This is a genomic window from Sulfitobacter delicatus, from assembly GCF_900102535.1.
Lineage (GTDB): Bacteria > Pseudomonadota > Alphaproteobacteria > Rhodobacterales > Rhodobacteraceae > Sulfitobacter > Sulfitobacter delicatus.
Genome location: NZ_FNBP01000003.1, coordinates 21,131 through 46,149, shown reverse-complemented (window position 1 = coordinate 46,149; position 25,019 = coordinate 21,131). Strand labels below are relative to the sequence as shown.

Sequence of the window (25,019 nt, the reverse complement as noted above, 5' to 3'; positions counted from 1 at the left end):
CCATGCTGACGAACAGCGATATAGAAGAGCTAACGGCTTTTCGCCGGGCGCTTCACCAATACCCCGAAGTCTCGGGCGAGGAGGCCGAGACCGCCCGCACCATCGCGGCGGAACTCAAAACCCTCGCCCCGACCCGCATCCTGACGGGCCTCGGCGGCCATGGCGTCGCGGCGGTCTTCGACAGTGGCACCCCCGGCCCCACAGTCCTGTTCCGCGCCGAGCTGGACGGACTGCCGATCCCAGAGGAACACGACATCCCATGGGCCTCCAAAGTTTCCGGCAAAAGCCATGTCTGCGGCCATGACGGCCATATGACCATGCTGCTGGCCCTTGGCCGGATGATCTCGCGCCGCCCGGTCGCCAAGGGGCGCGTCGTGCTGATGTTCCAACCGGCGGAGGAAGACGGCAGCGGGGCGAAAGCCGTCGTGGCCGACCCGGCCTATGACGAGATTGCCGCCGATTGGGCCTTTGCCATCCATGTGGAACCGGGACAGCCCTTTGGCCAAGTCTCCTCTGGTCCCGGCCTGATCAACTGCGCGTCACAGGGCATGGCGATCACGCTCACGGGCAAGACCGCCCATGCGGCTGACCCCGAAGACGGCACCTCGCCCGCGCTGGCGGTGGCGCAACTGCTCCCGGCGATCGACGCGCTTGGGGTGGGTGGTCCGCTCGATGAGCGCTTCCGGCTGGTCACCCTCACCCATACCCGTATTGGCGAGCCGACCTTTGGCATCGCCCCCGGCGAGGCGGTGATCTATACCACCCTGCGCAGCACCCACGACGCAGGGCTGGCGGAGATCGAAGCGGAGTTGCGCACCCTTGTGGATGACGTCGCTGCCGCGCATGGGCTGAAGCACAGCCTCGAAATCTTCGACCATTTCGCAGCCTCGATCAACGCCCCCGACGCTTATGAGGTCGCCCGCGCCGCGATGGAGGCCTTGGGCGTGTCGCACGGTGATGAAGGCGTGCCGATGCGCGCCTCTGAGGATTTCGGCATTTTCGGCCATGGCGCGAAAGCGGCGATGCTCTGCCTCGGGCCGGGCAAAGACTACGCCGCGCTGCACAACCCGGACTATGACTTCCCCGATGACCTCATCCCCATCGGGGCGGGCATTTTCGAGCGGATCGCGCGGGATTTGCTTGGTGCGGCTTGACATAAGCCGCCCCAAGCGCAGCTAAGACGGACGCAACCGCGCCGCTTGACCGGGCGCAGGACTTGGCAAAAGGTGGCCGGCATGTTCCCGATCCGCGATCACAACCCCTCGGGCCGCACGCCCTATGTCACCTATGCGCTGATGGCGCTGAACATTGGGGTGTTTCTGTCCTACGCGGGGCTGATGGCGGATGAACAGGCGCTTGGGAATTTCTACTATAATTACGCGCTGCTGCCTGCGCGGCTGAGCGCGGGCGAAGGCTATGCGGGGCTGCTGACCTCGATGTTCCTGCATGGCGGCTGGATGCATCTGGCAGGCAACATGCTGTTTTTATGGATTTTTGGCGACAATGTCGAAGATGAGATGGGCCATATCCCCTATCTGCTCTTCTACCTCGCCTGTGGCGTGGCGGCGGGGCTTGGGCAGGTCATCACCGAACCTCTCTCTTGGGTGCCGATGGTCGGCGCGTCCGGCGCGATCGCCGGGGTCATGGGTGGCTACCTGCTGCTGTTTCCGCGTGCCAAGGTCGACATCCTCCTAATCTTCATCATCTTTTTCCGCATCTTTGTCATCCCGGCTTGGATCGTCTTGGGCCTGTGGTTTGCCATGCAATTCATCGGCGGCATCGGGGCCACACCGGGCACGGGCGGGGTCGCCTATTGGGCGCATGCGGGGGGCTTTATTGCCGGGCTGGTGCTAACTCTGCCCGTCTGGCTGCGCCGGGGTGGCTTTGCCTTTTGGTCGCGCACCCATGGCCACCCGCCCCATGCCGAAGCGACATATGAGCCGATGCAAAGCCGCATTCCGAAAGTGAGACGCAAATGACCGAAACCTCTGAAACCCGCCGCGCCTCCTGCCACTGTGGGGCGGTGGTGATCGAAGCGCACTTGCCCCGCGGCTTGGCCTCGGCCTCACGCTGCACCTGCTCCTTCTGCCGCCGCCGTGCTGCTGCGACGGTGACGGCCATCGCCAGCAAGGTCACCGTACTGCAAGGGGCCGAGAACCTGACGCGCTACACATGGGGCACCCACACGGCGCAGCATTACTTTTGCAAAACCTGCGGGATTTACACCCATCACCAGCGGCGCTCGAACCCCGAAGAATGCGGCGTGAACCTTGGCGCGCTCGAAGGTGTCCACCCGTGGGAGTTGGAGCCGCTGCCCTATACCGATGGGATCAATCACCCCTCGGATCGCGACTGAGTTTCACGAACTCGAAATCGCGCCCTGCACCCGCGCCAGCAACCCGGGGCGCGCGGCTTCGGCGGCGCGGGTCGCCACACTTTCGTGGACCCGTTCCGACGGGTCCGCCCCCACCACCCGGCGGCGGCGCGACATGAGGATTCTGCCATGCCCCCGCCACTGGCCAATCGACGGCGCGGTCGGGTCTTGCGGGAAGCGGTGCGCCCAGCCAAGCGGCAGCGGCAGCCCGCTTTCTTGCATCCGCGACATCAGCCAGACGAAAGGAATGTTGGACAAAGGCCGCGCGGCGTCATGGCCGCTGAGTTGCCCGCCGATATCCCCGTGGGTGCCGGTGAACCAGACCTGCTCCAACCGCCCCTCATAGCCTTCGGGCGTGGTCCACATCACCGGGCCATAGGCGACGCGGTTTTCGTTTAAGGCCAGAGCCTGAAAGCCGTTTTTCACGATCATGCTCAGGTCGTGGTTGTGGAATGCATGGCGCGGGTGCGATAGCCGCCAGAGCAGCGGCGCGTTGATGCCCAATGATTTCACCGTGTCCCAGGCGCCAATCGCTTCGATCTCAACCTCGGCGTGGCAGTTTGCAGCGGCAAAGGCGCGCCCCGCGTCGCTAAGTGTTTGGGCCTCGTAATGACGGTACACGTCGCGGATGTTGCGTTCGGTCGCAGCCTCAGCCCGAAGCAGGCCGACCCGGTCGATCACCCCCGCAAGCGAGCGCACAGCATAAGCCCCCCGCGAATAGCCCATCAGGAAAATCCGGTCCCCGGGCCGGTAGCGCGAGGCGAGATAGCCATAGGCACGGCGGATCTGACGGTTAATTCCGCGCCCCATGATCACGTCCCGCGCGCTGCGCCAATCGCGCCATTGCAAACCGGGCTCATAATAGATCGACAGCGCGCTGCCCATTTCGCGGCAGAGGCCGTAGGCGAGGCCCGCGTTGGTCTCCTCCCCCGGTGCCAGTGATGACATTGTGCCATCAAGGATAATCACATGAGTAACAGCCCCCCGGCGCGGACCGAAATCCGTCGGGGGCCGCCGCCAGAGCCGCCCGAACATGCGTCTAAACAGACTTTCACTCCGCTGCGATTGCGTCACCTTGCAGCATCTCCCAAACCCGGTGCGGCGTGAAGGGCATATCCGCCTGCCGCACGCCATGATCCCACAGCGCATCCTGCACCGCATTCGATACCGCTGCGAGCGCGCCCACGGTCCCCGCCTCGCCGCAGCCCTTCATCCCCATCGGGTTGGCCGTTGAGGGCACCGGCTCGGAGGTGAAAGAAATCATCGGCAAGTCCGCCGCCCGCGGCATGGCGTAATCCATGAAGGTCGCGGTCAGAAGTTGACCGTCCTCGTCATAGACCACCTGCTCCTGCACCGCTTGGCCAATGCCTTGGGCCACGCCGCCATGCACCTGACCTTCGGCCAGCATCGGATTGATCAGATTGCCAAAATCATCCACCACCGTATAGCGGTCCAACGTCACCACCCCGGTCTCGGGGTCAATCACCACCTCGGCCACATGCGCGCCATTGGGATAGCTGCGCCCCGGCAGGCTGGCGCGTTCATGGTGGCTCAGCAGATCGCTGCGTCCCTTGGCACGGGCCATCTCGGCCACCTCAAGCATGGTCGGCGTCAGGTTCGAGCCTTCGGCGCGGAAGCGTTCGTCGTCAAAGCTGATCTCGGCAGCATCAACGCCGATCTCTTCGGCCAAGAAATCAATGAAGACTTCGGTGATCTTTGCCACCGTCGCCAGCGTCGCATTGTTCTGCGTGGTAACAGAGCGTGACCCCCCGGTGCCGCCGCCCTTCTTGATCAGGTCACTGTCGCCCTGCACCACAAAGATCCGCTCGGCCGGAATGCCGGTCTGGTCGGCCAAGAACTGGGCATAGACCGTCTCATGGCCCTGCCCGTTGCTCTGGGTGCCGACATAGATCGTCACGCTGCCATCCTCCTCGAAAACCACCTTGGCGCCCTCTGCAGGGTCACCCAAAATGCTTTCGATATAGTAACACAGCCCCTGTCCGCGCAGCAGGCCACGCTTGGCGTCCGCGTCGCGCCGTGCGGTAAAACCTGCGCGATCGGCTTCTTGCCCCGCGCGGGTCAAAAGCCGGGAAAAATCGCCGACGTCATAGAGTTCACCTGTCGCAGTCGTATAGGGAAACTGATCCGGCTTAATGAAATTGATCCGCCGCAACTCCCACGGATCAATCCCCAACTCCCGCGCCGCGCGGTCCATCAGACGCTCCAGCACATAGATCGCCTCGGGCCGCCCGGCACCGCGGTAAGCGTCGACCTGGACGGTGTTGGTGTAATAGCCTTCGACATACAGATAGGTGTCCTGCACGTCATAGACGCCCATCAAGACCTTTGAGAACAGTTGCGACTGGATCGGCTGGCCGAACTGACTGTTATAGGCCCCAAGGTTGCAGCGGGTGTCGACGCGGTAGGCGGTGATCTTGTGGTTTTCGTCAAAGGCGAACTCGGCCCAAGACACCAGATCGCGCCCGCCATTGTCGGTCAGCATCGCTTCTGTGCGCTCTGATATCCAGCGCACCGGACGGCCCAGCGCCCGTGCGGCTTGAGCGACGCAGAAATACTCCGGATAGGTCATCGCCTTCATGCCGAAACCGCCGCCGACATCAGGGTTGGTCACGCGCACGTTGTCCTCCGCCAGCCCAAAGGCTTTGACGAAAAAGCCCTTATGCGCCCAAACGCCCTGCCCGCCCAGCGCCACATGCAAACGGCCCTCAGCCCATTCCGCATAGCAGCCCCGCGGCTCCATCGAATTGACGATGATGCGATTGTCGCCGACCTCCAGCTTCACGCGATGCGCCGCCTTGGCAAAGGCTGCCTCAACCGCGGCCTCATCGCCCATGCCCCAGTCAAAGGCGCGGTTGTCCGGCGCTTCGGGGTGCAGGGTTTCGCCGCCGGGGGCGATGTCCATTTTTGCGGGCAGGTCGTCGGCGTCGAATTGGATCAGTTCGGCCGCATCCCGGGCCTGCTGCAACGTCTCGGCAACGATCAGCGCCACCGGCTCCCCTACATAGCGCACGCGGTCTTTGGCCAGAATGGGCCGCAGCGGGGCCGCAGCTTTACTGCCATCGCGGTTCTCGACCACCGTATGCGGCAAGGCGATGTCGATGCCCGCCGCTTCGAGGTCAGCGCAGGTCAGCACCGCCTGCACGCCTTCCGCGTCGCGGGCGTCACCCACGTCCAGTTCGGTGATCACCCCATGCGCCACGGGGGCGCGAAAGAAGAAACCATGCAGTGCATTTTGCGGCGCGATGTCATCCACATAACGGCCATGCCCGGTCAAAAAACGGTGATCCTCCACCCGTTTGACCGGCTGACTCTTTCCGAACTTCTCCATCTTGCGCTGCCTTCACTGCCTGTCCTGCTTCAGGTCAACAGTAGCGGGCGCACCGGTGGTGTCCAGAGGCGCGCCCGGCAGCGCTGGAAGTTTAGGTGCCGAGCCCAGAGACCAGTTCGACCCGGCCCAATCCGTAACCGTTAAAGGCTGTCGACATAGCGATTGAATAAGCGCCCATGCCGCCGAACAAGAGGTAGTCACCGGTCTGCGCGTCTTCGGGGAGTGGCAGCCCGTCCGGCAGCCGGTCAAGCGAATCGCAGGTTGGGCCAAAGACGATGCGCGGGGTGGCCGTGCCTCGGCGCAGCGCGCCATCCGGCCCGACGACATCCACGAGGCCGGAAAGCCCCATGTCGCGCAGGTCTGGCAGCCCGCCATAAATCCCGTCGTTCAAGAAGACTGTGCGCCCCTCAGCGCGCATGCCCTTGATCCGTGTGGCCAAAACCCCGGCATCCGCCACCATCGCACGGCCCGGCTCGCAAAGCAGTGTCGGGGCATCGTCGCCAAAGCTCTCAGCCAAAGCGACATTTACCGCAGCGAAAACCGCCCGGTGATCCGGCGCATCAAATCCGCGATCCACAGCAAAGCCACCGCCGATGTTCATGCGTTCAATCGAGACATTCGCCGCTCGCAAAATGCCCGCCGCCGCACGCACATATTGCGCCCAGGCCTGCGGATCATTGCATTGCGTGCCGGGGTGGAAACAGAGCGAGGGGGTAAAGCCCATCTCGACGACTTTGCGCAGCAGTTCAGCCGCCAACTCCGGTGCTGCACCAAATTTCGAGCCGAAATCATAGGCCGCGCCCTTAACCGGTAGCGCGAAACGCACCGCCACCTCTGCGCTGCGCGGCACGTCAGCCAGTTTTGCCAGTTCTGAGGGGTCATCCACCGACCAGCTTGCCACCCCCGCCGCGATCCCAGCAGCCACCTCTGCTTCCGAGCGTACCGGATTGTTGTAATGCAGCACTGCCTGCGGACAGACCGCCCGCACTGCCGCCACCTCTGCGGGGGAGGCCACATCGAAGGTCGTGATCCCTGCCGCGACAAGGTTCGAAAGCACCTCGGCTCGGTCATTGGCTTTCACCGCATATGTCACCAGCCCGTCGAAATCCGCCTGAAACCGCCGCGCCGTGGCTTGAAGGACCGAGGGTGCGAGAAAGAGCACCGGCGCGTCTGGGCTATGTTTCGCCAAAAAGGCGGCGGGCATGTCGGACAAAGGGGCGGTATGCTGCATCGGAACCTCACATTATTAATTCCCTCCAGTGAATCACGAATTTCGGTCGATTCATCGTGGCAGACCGCCTAATATGACGGAAACTTTGGGCACAATGACGACATGACACCACAAATAGACGACACAGATCGCGCTTTGATTGCGGCCCTCCAAGGGAATGCCCGCCAACCCATCGCCGATCTCGCCCGCAAACTCGGCCTCGCCCGGACCACGGTACAAGCGCGATTGGAGCGGTTGGAGCGCAGCGGCGCCATCGCGGGCTACACCCTGCGCCTCGGCGAAGCCGCCTGCGCCCCCCTCCATGCCACGGCGCTCGTAAATATCGAACTACGCGCCGGCCCAGCCGTCCTCGCCCGTCTGCGCAGCTTGCCCGGCGTGCAGGTCGTGCACACCACCTCGGGCCGCTTTGACCTGCTGGTACAGATCGCCGCGCAGACCACGCATGAGCTGGACGAAACTCTTGATCGCATCGGCGAGACACGCGGCGTCAAAGGCAGCGAAAGCCTGATCCACCTCAGCACAAAGATCGACCGGCGCGGCTAAGCCCCTCCCCGCCCCAAATCCGCTTTGCCATAGGTCTTTCCCTCGCCGCGCCAGCCCGCTAAACGGGGCGCAACAAAAGGGATCATTGACCATGGCACTCGAAAAGACCTTCAACGCCGCTGAGGCCGAAAGCCGCATCTACGCCGATTGGGAAACCAAAGGCGCGTTCAAGGCCGGCGCAAACGCACAACGGGATGAGCATTTCTCGGTGATGATCCCGCCGCCGAATGTCACCGGCTCGCTGCACATGGGCCACGCCTTTAACAACACATTGCAGGACATTCTGGTGCGCTGGCACCGGATGCAGGGGTTCGACACCCTCTGGCAGCCCGGCCAAGACCACGCGGGCATCGCCACGCAGATGGTGGTGGAGCGTGAATTGGCTGCCACGGGCCAGCCCGGCCGCCGCGAATTGGGCCGCGAGGCCTTTACCGCCAAGGTCTGGGAGCAAAAGCAGAAATCCGGCGGCACGATCATCGACCAGCTGCGCCGTTTGGGCGCCTCCTGCGACTGGTCGCGCAACGCTTTCACCATGTCCGGCGCGCCCGGTGCGCCCGAGGGTGAAGAGGGCAATTTCCACGACGCCGTCATCAAGGTCTTCGTGGATATGTACAACAAAGGTCTGATCTACCGCGGCAAGCGGCTGGTCAACTGGGACCCGCATTTCGAAACCGCGATCTCGGACCTCGAAGTCGAAAGCACCGAAGTCGACGGCCATATGTGGCACTTCAAATACCCCCTCGCGGGCGGTGCGACCTATACCTATGTGGAGAAGGACGAAGACGGGAACACGCTCTTTGAAGAGACCCGCGACTATATCTCCATCGCCACCACCCGGCCCGAAACCATGCTCGGCGACGGCGCGGTGGCAGTTCATCCATCGGATGAGCGTTACGCTTCAATCGTTGGAAAACTTTGCGAAATTCCCGTTGGCCCGAAAGAGCAGCGCCGCCTCATTCCGATCATCACCGATGAATACCCGGACAAGAATTTCGGCTCCGGTGCCGTGAAGATTACCGGCGCGCATGACTTCAATGACTACGGCGTCGCCAAGCGCAACGGCATCCCGCTTTACGCGCTGATGGATACCCAAGGCCAGATGCGCGCTGACGGCCTGCCCTACGACCAAGCCGCCGCCCGCGCGCAGGCCATCGCCGAGGGCTCCGAGCCCGCCCCCGAAGACGCGACCGAGATCAACTTGGTGCCCGACGCCTACCGCGGCCTCGACCGGTTCGAAGCCCGCAAGCGCGTGGTCGAGGACGTGACCGCCGAGGGCCTTGCGGTGATGACCGAAGCCACCGATCCGCGTCTTGGCCGCGTTGCCAAGAAAGCCCCCGTCGAGCCCGCAGAGGGTGGCGAGATGCGCACCGAGGAAGAGAACCTTGTGCCGCTGGTCGAGGCCAAAAAAATTATGCAGCCCTTCGGCGACCGCTCCAAAGTGGTGATCGAGCCGATGCTGACAGACCAATGGTTTGTCGCCACCGACAAGATCGTGCAGCCCGCCATTGATGCCGTGCGTTCCGGCGAAGTCACCATCCTGCCCGAGCAGGACCGCAAGGTCTATTTCCACTGGCTGGAGAACATCGAGCCTTGGTGCATCTCGCGCCAACTGTGGTGGGGGCATCAGATCCCGGTGTGGTTCGACGACGAAGGCAATGAATACTGCGCGCCGACCGAGGCCGAGGCGCAGGCCATGGCCCCCGGCAAGACCCTGCGCCGCGACCCCGATGTCCTCGACACATGGTTCTCCTCCGGCCTTTGGCCCATCGGCACGCTGGGCTGGCCCGAGCAGACGGCGGAGCTGGAAAAATACTTCCCCACTTCCGTGCTGGTCACCGGCTTTGACATCATTTTCTTCTGGGTCGCCCGGATGATGATGATGCAATATGCCGTGGTCGATCAAAAACCCTTCGACACCGTCTATGTCCACGCGCTGGTGCGCGATGAGAAGGGCAAGAAGATGTCGAAAAGCTTGGGCAATGTGCTCGACCCGCTGGAGCTGATCGACGATTTTGGCGCGGATGCTGTGCGATTCACGCTGACCTCCATGGCGGCGATGGGGCGTGACCTCAAACTCAGCACGCAACGCATTGCAGGCTATCGTAATTTCGGCACCAAGCTGTGGAACGCCCACCGCTTTGCCGAGATGAACAACGTCTTCGACAGCATGCCCGCCGCTATGCCCAAGCCCGAAGCCACGCTGAACAAATGGATCGTCGGCGAGACCGCCCGCATCCGCGAGGAGGTGGACGCGGCGCTCGGCAACTTCCGCTTCAACGACGCCGCCAACGCGCTTTACGCTTTTGTCTGGGGCAAGGTCTGCGACTGGTATGTGGAACTGTCCAAGCCGCTCTTGCAGGACGACGCGCCTGAGGCGGCTGAGACCCGCGCCACTATGGCTTGGGTGCTTGAGCAATGTCTGGTGCTGCTGCATCCGATCATGCCCTTCATCACCGAAGAGCTGTGGCAAACCACAACCAAGCGCGACCAGTTGCTCGCCCTGACCGATTGGCCAACTTATACGACCGCCGATCTGCTGGATGCCGAAGCCGACCGCGAGTTGAACTGGGTGATCGGTTTGATCGAGAGCATCCGTTCCGCGCGCCAGCAGATGCATGTCCCTGCGGGCATGAAGGTGCCGATGCTGGTGACCGAGATGGACGACGCCGCGCAGGGTGCGTGGGATCGCAATGAGGTGATGATCAAGCGTCTTGCGCGGGTCGAGAGCCTCGAGCGGACCGAGAGCTTCCCCAAAGGGACGGTGTCCATCGCCGCGCCGGGGGCGAGCTTTGGTCTGCCGCTGGCTGGGTTGATCGACATCGATGCTGAGAAGGCACGTCTGCAAAAGTCGCTCGACAAGCTGGGCAAGGAGATCGGCGGGCTGAAAGGGCGCTTGAATAACCCCAAGTTCGCGGCATCGGCACCGGAAGAGGTTGTGGCCGAAGCGCAGGCCAATCTGGATGCGCGTCAGGAAGAGGCGGATCAGTTGCAGGCAGCGTTGGACCGGCTGGCTGAATTGGGGTGAGGTGAAAGGCGCGGCGATTTAGCTGCCACACCAAACACGACACGCTAGCCGGGCAGCGCCAGACCGGGGGATGGCGCTCACCCGCTATCAATTGGGCAGTTTATCTCTGCTGCGCATATGAGCGGCCTACAGGACAGCACTCCGACTGCAAAAGCGCCAGCCCAAGGGCCGGTCTGGCGCTGCCCGGCGGCCTTACGGCCTTGATTCCGGGCTGGTGCGAGTAACGCTGACGATGCGCAAGCCAGGCGGTGTCAGACCGCGGGGTGACGCTTCCCACGTCACAGTTGGGCAGTTTATCTCTGCCGCGCATACGAACGGTTCGCAGGACAGCGCTTCAATAGCAGAAGCGCCGGCCCGTCCGGGCAGTCTGGCGCTGCCCGGCGGCCTTCGGCCTTGATTCCGGGCGATCTCGCTTGGCACAATCGCCGCGCCATCCAGCCTACTTAAACACCGCAGGCCGCTTGCCAAACTCCGCCGCGATCACTTCCATCTGCTCGGGCTTACCCAACAACGCCGTCTGCTCGCGCGATTCAGCCTCCAGCACTTCCGCCTCCGTTGCCCCCGCCTCCGCAAACCCGATCAACCGCTTCGCCGCCCGCATCGCGTTCGGCCCCTTGCCCGCAATCACCCGCGCCAGTTCCAACGCCGCCGCCTGCGGATCATCCGCCAATTCCGTCACCAGCCCCCAGCGTTCCGCCTGAGCCGCATTGATCGGCGCCGCCGTATAGGTCAACCGCCGCAGCACATCCGAGCGCACCAGACGCGGCAACAGCACCATGCCGCCCATATCCGGCACGATGCCCCATTTCATCTCCATCACCGCCAGCTTGGTATCCGGCGCGGCGATGCGGATATCCGCGCCCAGCGCCAATTGCATCCCGGCCCCGTAAACCACCCCATGCAGCGCCGCGATCACCGGGACCTCCAAACGGTGCCAAACCATCGACACCTCTTGCCACTTGTTCGTCGTCCCCTCCCCATGGGTCCGCGGCATGATCAACGCCTCGACGTCCTGCCCCAGCATCCCCGACAGACCGCCAATATCGATGCCCGCGCAAAACCCTTTGCCCTCGCCCGAGAGCACAACAACCCGCGCATCCGAGGCCGCGACCTCCTGCCCCGCCGCGATGATCGCCTCGATCATCTTGTCATCCACCGCGTTCATCTTGTCGGCGCGGGTGAGGGTCACATGGGCGATATGGTCTTCGATCCGAACTTCGACGCGGGGCATGGCACTTCTCCTGACTGTTTGGCGCAGTTCACCGCAGATCGCCGCGCCGCGCCAGCAAAACGTCGCGGCAGCACGCAGCCCTTGCTCTGCCGCGACACGGCCCCTAAACCTGCCCCATGACACATGCACGCCTCACCCCGCTCGCTCAAAGCCTGCCCGCCAATGTCCCCTTTGTCGGACCCGAAGCACAGGAGCGCAGCCTTGGCCGCGCCTTCAAAGCGCGGCTTGGGGCCAATGAGAACATCTTTGGCCCCTCCCCCCGCGCCATGGCGGCGATGGCCGAGACCGAGCACTGGAAATACGGCGACTCTGAAAGCATCGAATTGCGTACCGCCCTCGCCGACCTGCATGGCATCGCCCCCGAAAACATCATCGTCGGCGAAGGCATCGACGGGCTGCTGGGCTATCTCGTCCGGCTGCTGGTGGGCGAAGGCGATGCGGTGGTGACCTCAGAAGGTGCCTACCCGACCTTCAACTACCACGTCACAGGCTTTGGCGGGGTGCTGCACAAAGTGCCCTACCGCGATGACCGCGAAGACCCCTCGGCCCTCTTCGCCAAGGCGGCAGAGGTGGATGCAAAAATTGTCTACCTCGCCAACCCCGACAACCCGATGGGCACCTGGCACGACGGCGCGGCGCTGGAACGTGCACTGGATGACCTGCCTCAGAACAGCCTCCTGCTGCTGGACGAAGCCTATATTGAATGCGCCCCCGAAGGCACCGCGCCCGCGCTTTCCGCCAATGATCCCCGCGTGATCCGTATGCGCACCTTCTCCAAAGCCTACGGGCTGGCGGGCGCGCGGATCGGCTATGCGATTGCGGCGCCTGAGTTGATCACGGCCTTCCACAAAGTGCGCAATCACTTCGGCCTGAACCGCGCGGCGCAGGCGGGCGCTTTGGCGGCGGTGCGGGACCAAGACTACCTCACACAGGTTCAGACCAAGATCGCTGACGCCCGCGACCGCATTGCACAGATCGCCGGGGAAAGCGGTCTGACCGTCCTGCCTTCTGCCGCGAATTTCGTCGCCATCGACTGCGGCCAAGACGGCACCTTTGCCAAAGCGGTGCTCGATGCGCTGGTGGCGCGGGGCATCTTTGTCCGTATGCCCTTCGCCGCGCCGCAAAACCGCTGCATCCGGGTGAGCTGCGGCAGGCCAGAAGACCTCGACCTCTTCGCTGCGGCCCTGCCCGAAGCGCTCAAAGCGGCGCGCGGGGCCTAGCCCTCGCCGCCAATCACCCGCGCTGCGGCCTCAAGCGCGCCGGGGCCGTGGTCGATCTTGAGCGCGGACAGCCCGGCCTCGATCCCGCCGAGCATCCCCATGATCATATGGCCGTTGACGTGGCCCATGTGACCCAGGCGGAAAAACCCGTGCCACGCAGGCTCTCCCGGTGCGGCCATGCCAAGGCCGATGCCTAGCGTCAGCCCGAGGTTTTCCTGCACCCAATTGCGCAACTCCGTCGCATGAGGCGATTGCAGGCGCAACGCTGTGACGGCATGGCTGCGCAAATCCCGGTCTTCGATATTCAATCGCAAAGACCCTTCGGCCTCCCACGCTTCGCAGGCGGCCCAGACCGCGCGCGCCAAGGTCGTGTGCCGACGCCAAACCTGCTCGATCCCCTCTTCATGGATCATGTCCAGCGCAGTGCGCAGGCCGTAAAGGTGGTGCGTCGGGGCGGTGCCGCCGTGATACTGATAGAACTCCGTCGCATGGGCGCGGGTACGCCAGTCCCAATAGCGGCTGACGCGGGGCAAGCGCTCGCGCACCTCCTCGGCCCGGTCGTTGAAAAAGACGAAAGCCATGCCCGGCGGCACCATCAGACCTTTTTGCGAACCGGTCACCATGACGTCGACACCCCAATCGTCCATCTCGAACCGTTCACAGCCCAGAGAGGCAATGCAATCAGCCATCAAAAGCGCAGGGTGATCCTGCGCCTTCAACACATCGCGCAATGCCGCGATGTCATTGCGGACGGAGGAGGACGTGTCCACATGCACCGCCATGACCGCTTTGATCTGATGCGCATAGTCTGCCTGCAAACGGGCGTTCACCTGATCTAGGTCGATCGTCCCGGAACGGCCAAAGTCCAGCACCTCTACCTCGGCCCCTAGCCCCGTCGCCATTTCACCCCACCCGTGGCCAAAGCGGCCCGTGGCCAGCACCAGAACCCGGTCGCCGGGGGCGAGCACATTGCTCAGCGCCGCTTCCCACGCCCCGTGGCCGTTGCTGATATACATTGCCACATGGTGTTTGGTGCGGGCCACGCGTTTGAGGTCCGCGACAAGCCCCGGCATCATATCCACGAGTTCACCTTCGTAGATATTGGGCGCGGGACGGTGCATTGCGCTCAGCACCGCTTCGGGGATGACCGAGGGACCGGGAATGGCGAGATAGGAACGGCCCGGAGCCGGTTTAGCTTGCGTTGTCATGGTGTTGGCTGCCGTCATTCTTTGCGCGACCAGGCTGCGGTCGGCGCTACCTTACTCCGCGCAAAGGTGCGGTCAACTGCGGGTTGTTGCGCGTACTTTGGGAAATCAGATCGCGATCCGCCGCGCTGTGCTCCTGCTGCCCCTACCAAACCGTTGGTGGTCCGCTGGTACGCGCGCTGCTTGCCCTGAGCCCGCGCCTTCAATACACCTGACCCGATTGCCCAAAAGGATCAAAGCTGGATGAACGATGAAAGCTACACCTCTGCCGAGCTAATGCGCTGGCTTTGGCGGGACTACCTGAAAAAGCACACCAAGATCATGTTGGTCGCGGTGTTTTTCATGATCATTGAAGGCTCTACGCTAGGTGTTTTGGCCAAGCTGATGGAGCCGATGTTTGATCGGGTTTTTGTCGGCGGCGACCGCGGCGCGCTGGTCTGGGTCGGGCTTGTGCTGGTGGGTATCTTTGCCCTGCGGGCGCTGGCGACGGTGGTGCAAAAGGTGCTGCTGACCCGCGTGGCGCAGCGGACCGCTGCAGATATGCGGATCGATCTGCTGGACCGCATGATGCGGCAAGATGGGGCCTTTCACCAAAGCCACCCGCCCGGGTTTCTGGTGCAACGCGTGCAATCGGATGTGAACGCGGTCAGCGATGTCTGGCGTGCGGTGATCACCGGCGCGGGGCGTGATTTGGTCGGGCTCGTGATCCTCATGGGCGTGGCCATCGCGATTGATCCGATCTGGGCACTCTTGGCGATGATCGGGGTGCCGCTGATGATCCTGCCCGCCGCCGTGGCACAGCGCTTTGTCCGCGCCCGTTCGCGCGAGGCACGTGATCTGGGGGCGAGCCTTTCGACACGGCTGGATGAAGTCTTTCACGGCATCGTTCAGATCAAGCTGAACGCGCTGGAAGCCTATCAGGCCCGGCAATACCGCGATCTGACCCGCACCTTTATCCGCACCGAAGTCCGCGCCGCCTTTGGCAACTCTGCGATCCCAGCGATGATCGACATCATGTCGGGCATCGGGTTCATGGCCGTCATCGTCTATGGCGGCTCGGAAATTATCGCGGGCAACAAGACCATCGGTGAGTTCATGACCTTCTTCACCGCGCTTGGCTTTATGTTCTCGCCGCTGCGCCGTTTGGGGGCGATCAGCGGGTTGTGGCAAATGGCGGCGGCGGCGCTGGAGCGGATCAAGGAACTGCTCGACGCGCCCTTGCGCTTGCGCAGCCCGGCCAAGCCGGTGGCTGCCCCCGACGGGCCGCCTGACGTGATGTTGAAGGATGTGTCGCTGTCTTATGGCGATGCCAAAGTGCTCGATGCGCTGAACCTGACCGCCAAGGCGGGGGAGACCACGGCACTGGTCGGGGCCTCAGGTGCTGGCAAATCGACGATCTTCAATCTGCTCACACGGCTCATTGATCCGCAATCCGGGCAAGTGCAGATCGGCGGGACAGATACGAACGCCATGGCACTGGATGATCTGCGTGGCATGTTCTCCGTCGTGACGCAGGAGGCGTTGCTATTTGACGAAACCCTGCGCGAAAACATTGTGTTGGGGCGCACGGACCTCACGGACAAGGACCTCGAACAAGTGTTGAAAGATGCCCATGTAGCCGACTTCCTGCCGCAGTTGGAACAGGGGCTGGACACCCGCGTCGGCCCGCGTGGCTCGGCTCTTTCGGGTGGGCAGCGTCAGCGTGTGGTTATCGCCCGCGCCCTGCTGCGCGATACGCCCATTTTGCTGTTGGACGAAGCGACCAGTGCGCTTGATGCGCAATCCGAACAGGTCGTGCAGGATGCGCTGGACCGGCTTGCCAAGGGCCGGACGACGATTGTCATCGCGCACCGGCTTTCCACCATTCGCAGCGCGGATAAGATCGTGGTGATGGACCGGGGTCAGGTGACGGACGAAGGCACCCATGACGAGTTGATGGCGCGTGGCGGCATCTATGCGGACCTGTACCGCCTGCAATTCCGCGATGGGAAAACAGTCACGGATGCGCGTGGGATGAGTGCTCGGAATGCCCGGGCGCGTCATGAAAAGCGGATGCAGCCTAATCTGCTGCAACGGCTTGGTTCGGCGCTCTTTGGGTAGCTGGGCGTTTTGAGGCTGGCCCCCGGGGGATTTCCTCCCCCGGGCCCCCTCCAAGTATTTTTGGCCAAAAAGAGTTGGGATCAGGGGCGTCGGTAGGCTTTGGCCAGGATCTCGGGGCTGGTGCCGCGTAGGTAGCGGATCAGGGTCCAGAGATTGCGAGACCCGCGGCGCAGCCAGCCTTGTCGGCGGTATTTATCGGCACTGGTGATTGCGACAGCATCGAGGGGGCGCAGTTGCCCTCGGAGCGCGTGGGCTAGGGCTACATCCTCCATTAACGGCTGATCTGGGTAGCCGCTTACGGATTCGTACAGCTTTCGGGGCAGCAGGAGCCCTTGATCGCCATATGGCAGGCCGAGACGGCTGCGCAGATTGGCCCAACCTGCGACAATGCGTGCCGCTATGCCGCCCTGATCGAAGCGCAGGTGGAACCAGCCCGCCGCCGTGCTGTGCTGCGCCATGTGATCTTGGGCCGCGTCAGTCCAACCGGGGGCGAGCATAGTGTCTGCGTGTAGCACAAGCAGCCAATCGCCTTGTGCCTTGGCACAGCCGCGCCTGAGTTGCCCGCCGCGCGAGGGGGTGCCTGTGACCAGTTCCGCGCCCCAGCCTTCGGCCATTGCTTGAGTGCCGTCCTGAGAGCCGCCGTCGCTGATGATGACCTCGCGGATCAGCCCGGCTTGCAGGCCTTCGACCAATGCGGCCAAACAGGTGGGCAGCGCGTTGGCCGCCTCAAGCGTAGGAATGACGACAGAGATCGGCGCGCGCATGGTTGCCCCTTTTGGATGGCTTCGGCAGGTTATATGTCATGGCCAGCAATCAAAGGATACCCGCATGACCAAGCGCCGCATTCTGCGCCTGACAGGCCCCGACACCCGCGACTTCCTGCAAGGAATCGTGACCAATGACGTGAGCAAGCTGGACCAAGGCCCGGTCTATGCCGCCCTGCTGACGCCGCAGGGGAAATATATGGCGGATTTCGTTCTTATCACGGAGGGCGACGCCGTGCTGTTGGACGTGGATGAGAGTTTGGGCGACATGCTGACCCAGCGGCTGTCGATGTATAAGCTGCGGGCCAAGGTGACGATTGAGCAGGCGGACCTGCACCTCCACCGCGGGCTCGGCGAAGCGCCTAAGGATGCTGTGGCCGACCCTCGGCACCCGGAGATGGGCTGGCGCGCCTATCGCGAGGCCCCGCAAACCGGCGATGATGTGGACTGGGACGCGCTGCGGGTAAAACACCTGATCCCCGAGACTGGTGTTGAATTGACGCCAGATACATTCATCCTCGAAGCAGGTCTGGACCAGATAAACGGCCTCGACTTCCGCAAAGGCTGCTATGTCGGCCAAGAGGTCACGGCGCGGATGAAGCACAAGACCGAGTTGCGCAAAGGGCTGACGCGGGTCGATATCTCTGGCGCTGCGGACCCCGGCACGGCGATCACGGCGGACGGCAAACCTGCGGGCACGCTTTTCACCCAGTCGGGCGGCCAGGCGCTGGCGCACCTGCGCTTTGACCGCGCCAAAGGACCGATGCAGGCCGATGAGGCTGAGGTCACCTGGCCCGGCCCGAGCGAATAAGCCCCCCAAACACGAAAAAGCCCCGGCAAAACCGGGGCTGATCCATGCATCGCAGAATGACGTCGCGTCAGGCGCGTTCGACATATTCCATGGTTTCGGTGTTCACCACGATCGCTTCGTCCTGCCCAACGAAGGGGGGGACGGAGATCTTTACACCGTTTTCCAAGATGGCAGGCTTGAAAGAATTTGCCGCCGTCTGGCCTTTTACTACCGGCTCGGTCTCGGCAATATTGCAGACCACTTTCTGCGGCAGGCGGGCGTTCAGCGCCTCGGCCTCATGGTACTCCACAACGATCATCATGCCGTCTTGCAAAAAGGGACGGGTGTCGCCCAGAAGCTCGGCGTCCAGCTGCACCTGCTCATAGGTCTCGGTATCCATCACGACCAGCATACCGTCGTCTTCATACAGAAATTGTTGATCTTTTTGCTCCAGACGCACCCGCTCAACCTTATCCGCAGAGCGGAAGCGTTCGTTCAATTTGGAGCCATTGCGCAGGTTGCGCATCTCGACTTGTGCAAAGGCACCGCCCTTGCCAGGCTTCACGTGATCGACCTTCACCGCCGCCCAGAGGCCACCGTTGTGTTCAAGGACGTTTCCGGGGCGGATCTCGTTTCCGTTAATCTTGGGCATGTGACAAAACCACGACATAAGGTTGATGATAAGATGTCCGGCTCTATATCGGGAGGGATGGTCCCCTGCAAGCAGGCGATATCCGGACGTCGCTGCGACAACTAGATATGCGCATTTTGCATGGGTGGTATGCTAAATAGTGGTATCCGAATCGCGCGATATCCGTCATAAGGAGCCTCAAGCCCGAATGACAAGAGCAAGAATAATCGAAAGGACGACGAGATGAAAGATTTCGTTGATGGCACCGCTTTCAACAATGAGCAAGGCAACCGCGCACGCAAGCTCTTTGCTGCTGTGGTTCTCGCTGCTTTGGATGACGCTATTGCCGACGACAAGAAATATGGCAACGGCCCAGAACAGATCGCCCGCTGGGCCCGCTCGCGGGATGGCCGCGAAGTGCTGAGCTGCGCCGGGATCGACCCCAACGAGCGGGTTGTCGAAGGTCTGATGGATTTTGTCGGCAAAGGTGTGCGGACCTCCGTCGCCCTGTCGCGCGAAGAATCCGAGCGCCGCAATGCCGCGCTTCAGGCCGAAGCCGCCTGAAACATATCCGCGACGCGGACTGATTGACGCAGCCTTCGGGCTGCGTTTTTTTGTGTCTTGTGAGGGGCGGCAAAGGGCCGTGCCGCCCTTCCCCCTGCCCGAGATTTGCGCCAGTTTGCGCCAAACTAGAGGCGGACCGCGCATGAACAAAGCCATTATGATCCAAGGCACCGGCAGCAATGTCGGCAAGTCGATGATCGTTGCCGGTCTGATCCGCGCCTGCGCCCGCCGGGGCCTCAGCGTGCGCCCCTTCAAGCCGCAGAACATGTCGAACAACGCCGCGGTGACCGAAGACGGTGGTGAAATTGGCCGGGCGCAGGCGCTGCAAGCCCGCGCCGCTGGCGTGCCGCCCCATACTGACATGAACCCCGTGCTGCTGAAGCCGCAGAGCAACACCGGCGCGCAGGTTGTCGTGCAGGGGCAGGTTGTCGGCCAACAAGAGGCGCATGACTTTGGCCGCAAGAAAGCCAGCCTTATGCCCGCCGTGCTGCAGTCGTTTCATCGATTGGCCGAAGGCTGCGACCTGATCGTGATCGAAGGCGCAGGCTCTCCGGCGGAAACCAACCTGCGGGCGGGTGACATTGCGAACATGGGCTTTGCCCGCGCCGCCGGCGTGCCAGTCATCCTGATGGGCGACATCGACCGCGGCGGTGTGATCGCGCAAATCGTTGGCACACAGGCGGTCCTGGACCCCGAGGACAACGCCCTCATCCGCGGCTTCGTCGTCAATAAATTCCGCGGCGACCGCAGCCTGTTTGACGCAGGGAGAGACGACATCGCCGCCCGCACCGGCTGGCCCTGCCTTGGCGTGATCCCATGGTTCGACGCAGCCCACCGCCTGCCTGCCGAAGACGTGATGGACCTGCCCGCCCGCGCCCGCTCTGGCGGCACCGGCTGCGTCATCGCCGTGCCGCGCCTGCCGCGTATCGCCAATTTCGATGATCTCGACCCGCTCGCCGCCGAGCCCGGCGTCGACCTGCGCATGATTTCCCCCGGCAGCCCCCTGCCCGCCGAGGCTGATCTGGTGCTGCTGGTCGGCTCGAAATCCACCATCGCCGATCTGGCGGCTTTCCGCGCCGAGGGCTGGGACATCGACCTTGCCGCCCACATCCGACGCGGAGGTCATGTTCTTGGCCTCTGCGGCGGCTACCAGATGCTGGGCCAAACGATCACAGATGCTGCGGGCCTAGAAGGCCCGCCCGCGCATGTCTCAGGTCTTGGTCACCTCGCGGTCGAGACAACAATGGCTCCACTGAAACGCCTCTCACAGAAACACGGCCAACACCCCGCCAGCGGCACCCCCCTCACCGGCTACGAAATACACATCGGCGAGACCACAGGCCCCGACTGCGCCCGCGCCTGGCTCAGCTTCGACGGCAAAGCCGAAGGCGCGGCCTCTCCCTCGGGTCGGGTGCAGGGCTGCTACATGCATGGGATTTTCAGTTCAGACGCCTTCCGCCGCGCCTATCTTGCACAGTTCGGCGTCACATCATCATTGGATTTCGAAAGCGGCGTAGAAGAAACACTCGATGCCCTAGCGGACCATGTCGAGGCCTATTTGGACGTCAATCTGTTCCTAAACCTTGCCGCGCCCCTCTGACCCACTCTTTTTGGCCAAAAATACTTTCGGGGGGTCTGGGGGGCAGACAGCCCCCCAGCGTCACATTCAAAACTCGACAACCGCCCGGATCGATTCACCCTTGTGCATCAAATCAAAGCCTTCGTTGATCTGGTCCAGCGTCAGCTTATGCGTGATCATCGGATCGATCTCGATTTTACCACTCATGTACCAATCGACGATCTTGGGCACATCCGTCCGCCCCTTGGCCCCGCCAAAGGCCGTGCCGCGCCAGACCCGACCGGTGACCAGTTGGAACGGCCGCGTCGAAATCTCGGCCCCCGCAGGCGCCACACCGATGATGATGCTTTCGCCCCAGCCCTTATGGGCGCATTCCAGCGCGTCACGCATCACCTTGGTATTGCCGGTGGCGTCAAAGGAATAGTCAGCGCCGCCCTTGGTCAACTCGACGAGATGCGCCACCAGATCGCCGTCGACCTTGGACGGGTTCACGAAATCGGTCATGCCGAAATACTTGCCCGCTTCGGCCTTATCGTCGTTCAGATCGACACCAACGATCTGGTCCGCCCCTGCAAGGCGCAGACCTTGAATGACGTTCAGACCGATACCGCCCAGGCCAAAGACCACACAGCGCGCGCCAAGTTCGACCTTAGCTGTGTTAATAACCGCGCCAATGCCCGTGGTGACACCACAGCCGATGTAGCAAATCTTATCAAACGGCGCATCCTTGCGCACCTTGGCCAGCGCGATCTCCGGCACCACGGTGTGATTGGCGAAGGTCGAACAGCCCATGTAGTGATGGATCGGCGTGCCATCGAGCATGGAGAACCGCGTCGTGCCGTCGGGCAGCAGGCCCTGGCCTTGGGTCACGCGAATTTTCTGGCAGAGGTTGGTTTTGCCGCTCAGACAATACTCACACTCTCGGCACTCGGGCGTGTAGAGCGGGATCACATGATCGCCCGGCTCCAGCGTCGTGACGCCCTCGCCCACTTCCAGCACCACGCCCGCGCCTTCATGGCCAAGGATCGCAGGGAAGATGCCTTCGGGATCATCGCCCGAACGGGTGAATTCGTCGGTGTGGCACAGGCCCGTCGCCTTGATCTCGACCAACACCTCGCCGCGTTTCGGCCCTTCGAGGTTCACCTCCATGATTTCAAGCGGTTTGCCGGCTTCAACGGCCACGGCGGCACGGGTTTTCATCATGGGTCTCTCCTTTAAGGCTTGGTTTGGCCTATATGGAGCGCGCGCGGCTCAAATGTCCATTTCTGAAATCAAGGCCGCCCAAGACGCCCCATGCATGTCGCGGTCATCCACCGCGCCTTGCACAGTGGGACGCGGCAGGCTGATCTTGATGACGTTGAGCGACGCGATATCGAACCGCTTTAAATCCTGGCTATTGGCCCCCAGCCGCGCCGCAACTTTGCCGGTGTCGAGCCGTTGCCTGACATCCTCAAACGCCGCATCCGTGCCGCAGAAAATGTCGATGGTCAGCCAGAACGGCCCGGCGTTTTTCGAGCGGACCTTTTGCACCATTTCACCAAGTGAGCTCATGTCTCCACCACCTCCAGCGCGAAAGCCTGCATCGGATCGTCGAGCGTCATCACATGATGCAGCGCGAACTCATAGACCGCTCCGCGCGGCATTTCGGCGGGGGAAAAGGGAAAGGCAAAGGTCGGCTGTTCCTCCTCGCGGGTCAGCGGGTGGTGCAGCAGATAGGGGTTGAGCATCTTGCCCAGTTCATCGGCCAATGCGGCGGTCTGCGCGGTCACGATGGCCATGACCCCCACTTCCACCGGCGCCGCCTCGCGCGCCTCCAGATCGCCGAAACTCGCGTTCTGTCCGATCAAGCGCAACTCGATCGAATAGCTGTCCGGCGGCGCATCAAGCCTCTGGCCCGCTTTTTCCAGACATTTCGCCGTGATGTCATCGGCCCAAGCCTGCGCGTTGGCCACATAACGCGCATCGCGCAAGAGCACCATCAGCACAGTCTGATAGCCCGCCACCCGCGCCCCTTCGAGCTTGACGGTATAGCGGTCCGACGGCACCCAACGCGCGCCTGACACATGCACGCGGGTCGCGTCCAAGGCGCGGTAGCGGGCCTCCGTCACATCCAGATGCCCGCCTGGCTCATAGAGGATGAAGGGGTCGGAGTTTTCGTAGAGCATATGCGCCGAGACAGTATGGGGCGTGGCGTGGGCCCCCTCGGCCAGCGGGTGGATGACAAAGCCGCCTGCCTCGTCGAATTCCACCATCAACACGCCCGACTGCGGATTGCTGGCACAAAGCGCGCCGCATTCGCCGATCTTGGCCGCGTGCCAAGCGGCGCCTGCGTCCACGCCGTGCTGCAGCGGCAAGGCCGCGATGATCGCCGTGTCGGTGGTGCGCCCGCAGAGGATGATATCGGCCCCGGTGTCCAGCGCCGCCGCAACCTGCTCGGCCCCCGCGAGCGCCACGATATTGGTGCAGGCGCGGATGCCCGCGGCGTCGATCTCAGGCGCGCCGGACAGCGGGGTGATGCGGTCCTCTTGCCAGGCCTGCGCGATCTGCGCCGGGTCTTGGCCCGAGCGCATCACAGCGATGCGCGGATGCGTGCCCTGCTCGGCGGCAATCTCGCGGGTGATGTCGAGCATCCAATCCACCGCACTGTCCGCGCCGCAGGTGCCTGCGGTGCCGATCACCAGCGGGCAGCCCGCCTCAGCCGCGGCAGCCATCAACCCGGCCCATTCCAGCTTGATCGACGCGCGGGCATATTTCGACACGCCGCGCCCCAGATAAGACGGCCCGCTGTCGGTCGAGCCGCCGTCAATTGCAATAATATCGGGCCGCGCATCTATGCCGCGTTGCAGGGCCTGCGCATCGTAGTTCAACCCAAGCGCGCCGGAGGGGATCAAGACTTTCACCATGGCTCAATCCGTAATCCTCTGCGGTTTTCTCAGCAACCCGCGCATGAACATCGGCGCGACAAAGCCCGCGATGGCGAATATCCATAGACCAATGGCGATCGGCGAGGACCACAAAAACAGCGCATCCCCGTCCGACAGCACCATGGCACGGCGCAGGGCGTTCTCCATATTGCCGCCCAAGAGGATGCCAAGGATCACCGGCACCGTCGGCACATCCAGCTTGCGCAGCACATAGCCCAGCACGCCAAAGCCCACCATCAGCAGCAGATCGAAATAGCTGCCCGACAGGGAATAGATGCCCACGAAAGAAATCATCGTCACCCCCGGCAGCAGCACCCATGCAGGCACCATGAGGATTTTGACAAAAATCTTCACCATCGGCACGTTCATCAGCAAGAGCACGATATTGGCAATCAGCAGCGAGGCGATCAGCCCCCAGACGACCTCTGGCCGGTCGGTGAAGAGCGTCGGCCCCGGCGTGATGTTCAGCGTCATCAGCAGTGCCAGCAGCACCGCCGTGGTGCCAGAGCCGGGCACCCCCAACGTCAGCATCGGCACCAGCGCACCGCCCGCAGCGGCGTTGTTGCCAGCTTCCGGTGCTGCGACACCCTTTGGCACACCGGTGCCAAAGCCGCCCTTATCCCCTGCCAGTGACTTCTCAGACATATAGGCAAGAAACGAGCCCAACGACGCCCCCGCACCGGGCAGGATCCCAGCGACAAAGCCCACGCCCGAGGCGCGCAGCATGGTCCATTTGGTCGCCATGATATCCTTCCAAGGGATGCCGACCTTGTCGAGCTTCACCCCGATGGACGAGCCCTTGCCGTGGCTTTCGATAAAGAAAAACACCTCGGCAATGGCAAAGAGCCCGACGATGGCGACAAGGAAATCGACCCCATCCATCAGGTGCATATTGCCATAGGTCAGACGCGGCATGCCGGAGTTGTTGTCGACCCCGATCATCGCAATCGCGAGACCAATACAAGACGCCAGTGCCGCCTTGGCCTGATTGTTCGAGGCCATGCCGCCCAGCGTGCAAAAGGCCAGCAGATAGAGCGCGAAATACTCTGCCGGACCGAAATAGAATGCCACCCGCGCCAGCATCGGCGCCAAGAGCATAAGTCCGATGGTGGCCAGAAAAGCCCCCACGAAAGAGGCCACACCCGAAAGCACCAGCGCATCGCCTGCGCGGCCCTCTTTGGCCATGGGGTAGCCATCAAGCGTGGTCATCAGCGCCGGCTCGTCACCGGGGATGTTAAGCAGGATCGACGAAATCCGCCCGCCATACATCGCGCCATAATAGACCGCCGTCATCAGCACCAAGGCACTGGTGGCATCCAGCCCCATGGTAAAGGTCAGCGGGATGAGAATTGCCACGCCATTGGACGGCCCCAGCCCCGGCAGAGCGCCGATGATCGTGCCCAGAAAACAGCCCGCCACGGCGAGCATGAGGGTGAAAGGCGAAAGTGCGATGCCGAACCCCATCGCGAGGTTGCTCAGAATATCCATA

21 protein-coding genes are annotated in these 25,019 nt (G+C 62.9%); 10 read left to right on the top strand and 11 right to left on the bottom strand.

Translation table 11 applies throughout. The annotated features are described in order from the left end of the window. Positions 1 to 2: 2 nt before the first annotated feature. From BLS57_RS06600 to BLS57_RS06590, 3 genes are all read left to right on the top strand, one after another. Complete coding sequence (locus BLS57_RS06600; protein WP_093740468.1) at positions 3 to 1,154, top strand: amidohydrolase; 1,152 nt, start codon at positions 3 to 5, stop codon at positions 1,152 to 1,154. An 81-nt stretch (positions 1,155 to 1,235) separates the two neighbouring features. Then, complete coding sequence (locus BLS57_RS06595) at positions 1,236 to 1,979, top strand: rhomboid family intramembrane serine protease (RefSeq protein ID WP_093740466.1); 744 nt, start codon at positions 1,236 to 1,238, stop codon at positions 1,977 to 1,979. Beyond that, positions 1,976 to 2,356, top strand: a complete 381-nt coding sequence (locus BLS57_RS06590; RefSeq protein WP_093740464.1) for a GFA family protein — start codon at positions 1,976 to 1,978, stop codon at positions 2,354 to 2,356. The genes BLS57_RS06595 and BLS57_RS06590 overlap by 4 nt, the downstream gene beginning before the upstream one ends. Positions 2,357 to 2,359: 3 nt before the next feature. On the opposite strand, the gene BLS57_RS06585 is transcribed toward BLS57_RS06590, so the two are convergent. The 3 genes from BLS57_RS06585 to BLS57_RS06575 all read right to left on the bottom strand — a co-directional run bounded on the left by BLS57_RS06585 (position 2,360) and on the right by BLS57_RS06575 (position 6,954). Next, positions 2,360 to 3,409, bottom strand: a complete 1,050-nt coding sequence (locus BLS57_RS06585; protein ID WP_093740462.1) for a DUF2235 domain-containing protein — start codon at positions 3,407 to 3,409, stop codon at positions 2,360 to 2,362. A 16-nt stretch (positions 3,410 to 3,425) separates the two neighbouring features. Next, the gene (locus tag BLS57_RS06580) at positions 3,426 to 5,723 is read right to left on the bottom strand and encodes a xanthine dehydrogenase family protein molybdopterin-binding subunit (RefSeq protein ID WP_093740460.1); all 2,298 of its coding nucleotides are present in this window, start codon (positions 5,721 to 5,723) and stop codon (positions 3,426 to 3,428) included. Positions 5,724 to 5,814: 91 nt separating this feature from the next. Next, on the bottom strand, positions 5,815 to 6,954 hold the full coding sequence (locus BLS57_RS06575; RefSeq protein ID WP_093740458.1) for a type III PLP-dependent enzyme: 1,140 nt from the start codon (positions 6,952 to 6,954) through the stop codon (positions 5,815 to 5,817). Between the two features lie 102 nt (positions 6,955 to 7,056). Here BLS57_RS06575 and BLS57_RS06570 point away from each other — a divergent pair, with 102 nt between their 5' ends. Together BLS57_RS06570 and BLS57_RS06565 are read left to right on the top strand one after the other, a co-directional pair. Continuing rightward, on the top strand, positions 7,057 to 7,497 hold the full coding sequence (locus tag BLS57_RS06570) for an Lrp/AsnC family transcriptional regulator (protein WP_093740456.1): 441 nt from the start codon (positions 7,057 to 7,059) through the stop codon (positions 7,495 to 7,497). 91 nt (positions 7,498 to 7,588) lie between these two features. Further along, the gene (locus BLS57_RS06565) at positions 7,589 to 10,522 is read left to right on the top strand and encodes a valine--tRNA ligase (RefSeq protein ID WP_093740454.1); all 2,934 of its coding nucleotides are present in this window, start codon (positions 7,589 to 7,591) and stop codon (positions 10,520 to 10,522) included. A 439-nt stretch (positions 10,523 to 10,961) separates the two neighbouring features. On the opposite strand, the gene BLS57_RS06560 is transcribed toward BLS57_RS06565, so the two are convergent. Next, positions 10,962 to 11,753: a crotonase/enoyl-CoA hydratase family protein gene (locus BLS57_RS06560; protein WP_093740452.1), complete on the bottom strand. Its 792-nt coding sequence runs from the start codon at positions 11,751 to 11,753 to the stop codon at positions 10,962 to 10,964. A 116-nt stretch (positions 11,754 to 11,869) separates the two neighbouring features. Between BLS57_RS06560 and BLS57_RS06555 the strand changes: the two genes are divergently transcribed. Continuing rightward, positions 11,870 to 12,973 carry a pyridoxal phosphate-dependent aminotransferase gene (locus BLS57_RS06555; protein WP_093740450.1) on the top strand — a complete coding sequence of 368 codons (1,104 nt, stop codon included), beginning with the start codon at positions 11,870 to 11,872 and terminating at the stop codon, positions 12,971 to 12,973. Here BLS57_RS06555 and BLS57_RS06550 read toward each other — a convergent pair. After that, on the bottom strand, positions 12,970 to 14,181 hold the full coding sequence (locus tag BLS57_RS06550; protein WP_093741181.1) for a pyridoxal-phosphate-dependent aminotransferase family protein: 1,212 nt from the start codon (positions 14,179 to 14,181) through the stop codon (positions 12,970 to 12,972). The two genes, BLS57_RS06555 and BLS57_RS06550, sit on opposite strands and share 4 nt — an antisense overlap. Positions 14,182 to 14,421: 240 nt before the next feature. Between BLS57_RS06550 and BLS57_RS06545 the strand changes: the two genes are divergently transcribed. Continuing rightward, positions 14,422 to 16,278, top strand: coding sequence for an ABC transporter ATP-binding protein (locus BLS57_RS06545; RefSeq protein ID WP_093740448.1), 1,857 nt, complete (start codon positions 14,422 to 14,424; stop codon positions 16,276 to 16,278). Between the two features lie 80 nt (positions 16,279 to 16,358). Here the strand turns inward: BLS57_RS06545 and BLS57_RS06540 are convergent, their stop codons facing one another. Continuing rightward, positions 16,359 to 17,042: a TIGR04283 family arsenosugar biosynthesis glycosyltransferase gene (locus BLS57_RS06540; protein ID WP_093740446.1), complete on the bottom strand. Its 684-nt coding sequence runs from the start codon at positions 17,040 to 17,042 to the stop codon at positions 16,359 to 16,361. Positions 17,043 to 17,106: 64 nt separating this feature from the next. Here BLS57_RS06540 and ygfZ point away from each other — a divergent pair, with 64 nt between their 5' ends. Further along, positions 17,107 to 17,853 carry a CAF17-like 4Fe-4S cluster assembly/insertion protein YgfZ gene (ygfZ, locus tag BLS57_RS06535; RefSeq protein ID WP_093740444.1) on the top strand — a complete coding sequence of 249 codons (747 nt, stop codon included), beginning with the start codon at positions 17,107 to 17,109 and terminating at the stop codon, positions 17,851 to 17,853. A 67-nt stretch (positions 17,854 to 17,920) separates the two neighbouring features. On the opposite strand, the gene efp is transcribed toward ygfZ, so the two are convergent. Beyond that, positions 17,921 to 18,484, bottom strand: a complete 564-nt coding sequence (efp, locus tag BLS57_RS06530; RefSeq protein ID WP_093740442.1) for an elongation factor P — start codon at positions 18,482 to 18,484, stop codon at positions 17,921 to 17,923. 222 nt (positions 18,485 to 18,706) lie between these two features. Between efp and BLS57_RS06525 the strand changes: the two genes are divergently transcribed. Further along, positions 18,707 to 19,027 carry a DUF6280 family protein gene (locus tag BLS57_RS06525; RefSeq protein ID WP_093740440.1) on the top strand — a complete coding sequence of 107 codons (321 nt, stop codon included), beginning with the start codon at positions 18,707 to 18,709 and terminating at the stop codon, positions 19,025 to 19,027. Positions 19,028 to 19,169: 142 nt separating this feature from the next. Continuing rightward, positions 19,170 to 20,627: a cobyric acid synthase gene (locus tag BLS57_RS06520; protein WP_093740438.1), complete on the top strand. Its 1,458-nt coding sequence runs from the start codon at positions 19,170 to 19,172 to the stop codon at positions 20,625 to 20,627. 66 nt (positions 20,628 to 20,693) lie between these two features. Here BLS57_RS06520 and BLS57_RS06515 read toward each other — a convergent pair whose 3' ends face one another. From BLS57_RS06515 to BLS57_RS06500, 4 genes are read right to left on the bottom strand one after another with little or no spacing between them, the layout of a single operon-like run. Next, positions 20,694 to 21,806, bottom strand: a complete 1,113-nt coding sequence (locus BLS57_RS06515) for an S-(hydroxymethyl)glutathione dehydrogenase/class III alcohol dehydrogenase (RefSeq protein WP_093741178.1) — start codon at positions 21,804 to 21,806, stop codon at positions 20,694 to 20,696. A gap of 51 nt (positions 21,807 to 21,857) precedes the next feature. Then, on the bottom strand, positions 21,858 to 22,157 hold the full coding sequence (locus tag BLS57_RS06510) for a DUF4387 family protein (RefSeq protein WP_093740436.1): 300 nt from the start codon (positions 22,155 to 22,157) through the stop codon (positions 21,858 to 21,860). Next, entirely contained in the window at positions 22,154 to 23,509 is a 1,356-nt protein-coding gene (locus BLS57_RS06505; protein ID WP_093740434.1) for an acyclic terpene utilization AtuA family protein, read from the bottom strand. The genes BLS57_RS06510 and BLS57_RS06505 overlap by 4 nt, the downstream gene beginning before the upstream one ends. A gap of 3 nt (positions 23,510 to 23,512) precedes the next feature. Beyond that, positions 23,513 to 25,018 carry a tripartite tricarboxylate transporter permease gene (locus BLS57_RS06500; protein WP_093740432.1) on the bottom strand — a complete coding sequence of 502 codons (1,506 nt, stop codon included), beginning with the start codon at positions 25,016 to 25,018 and terminating at the stop codon, positions 23,513 to 23,515. Position 25,019: the final 1 nt, after the last annotated feature.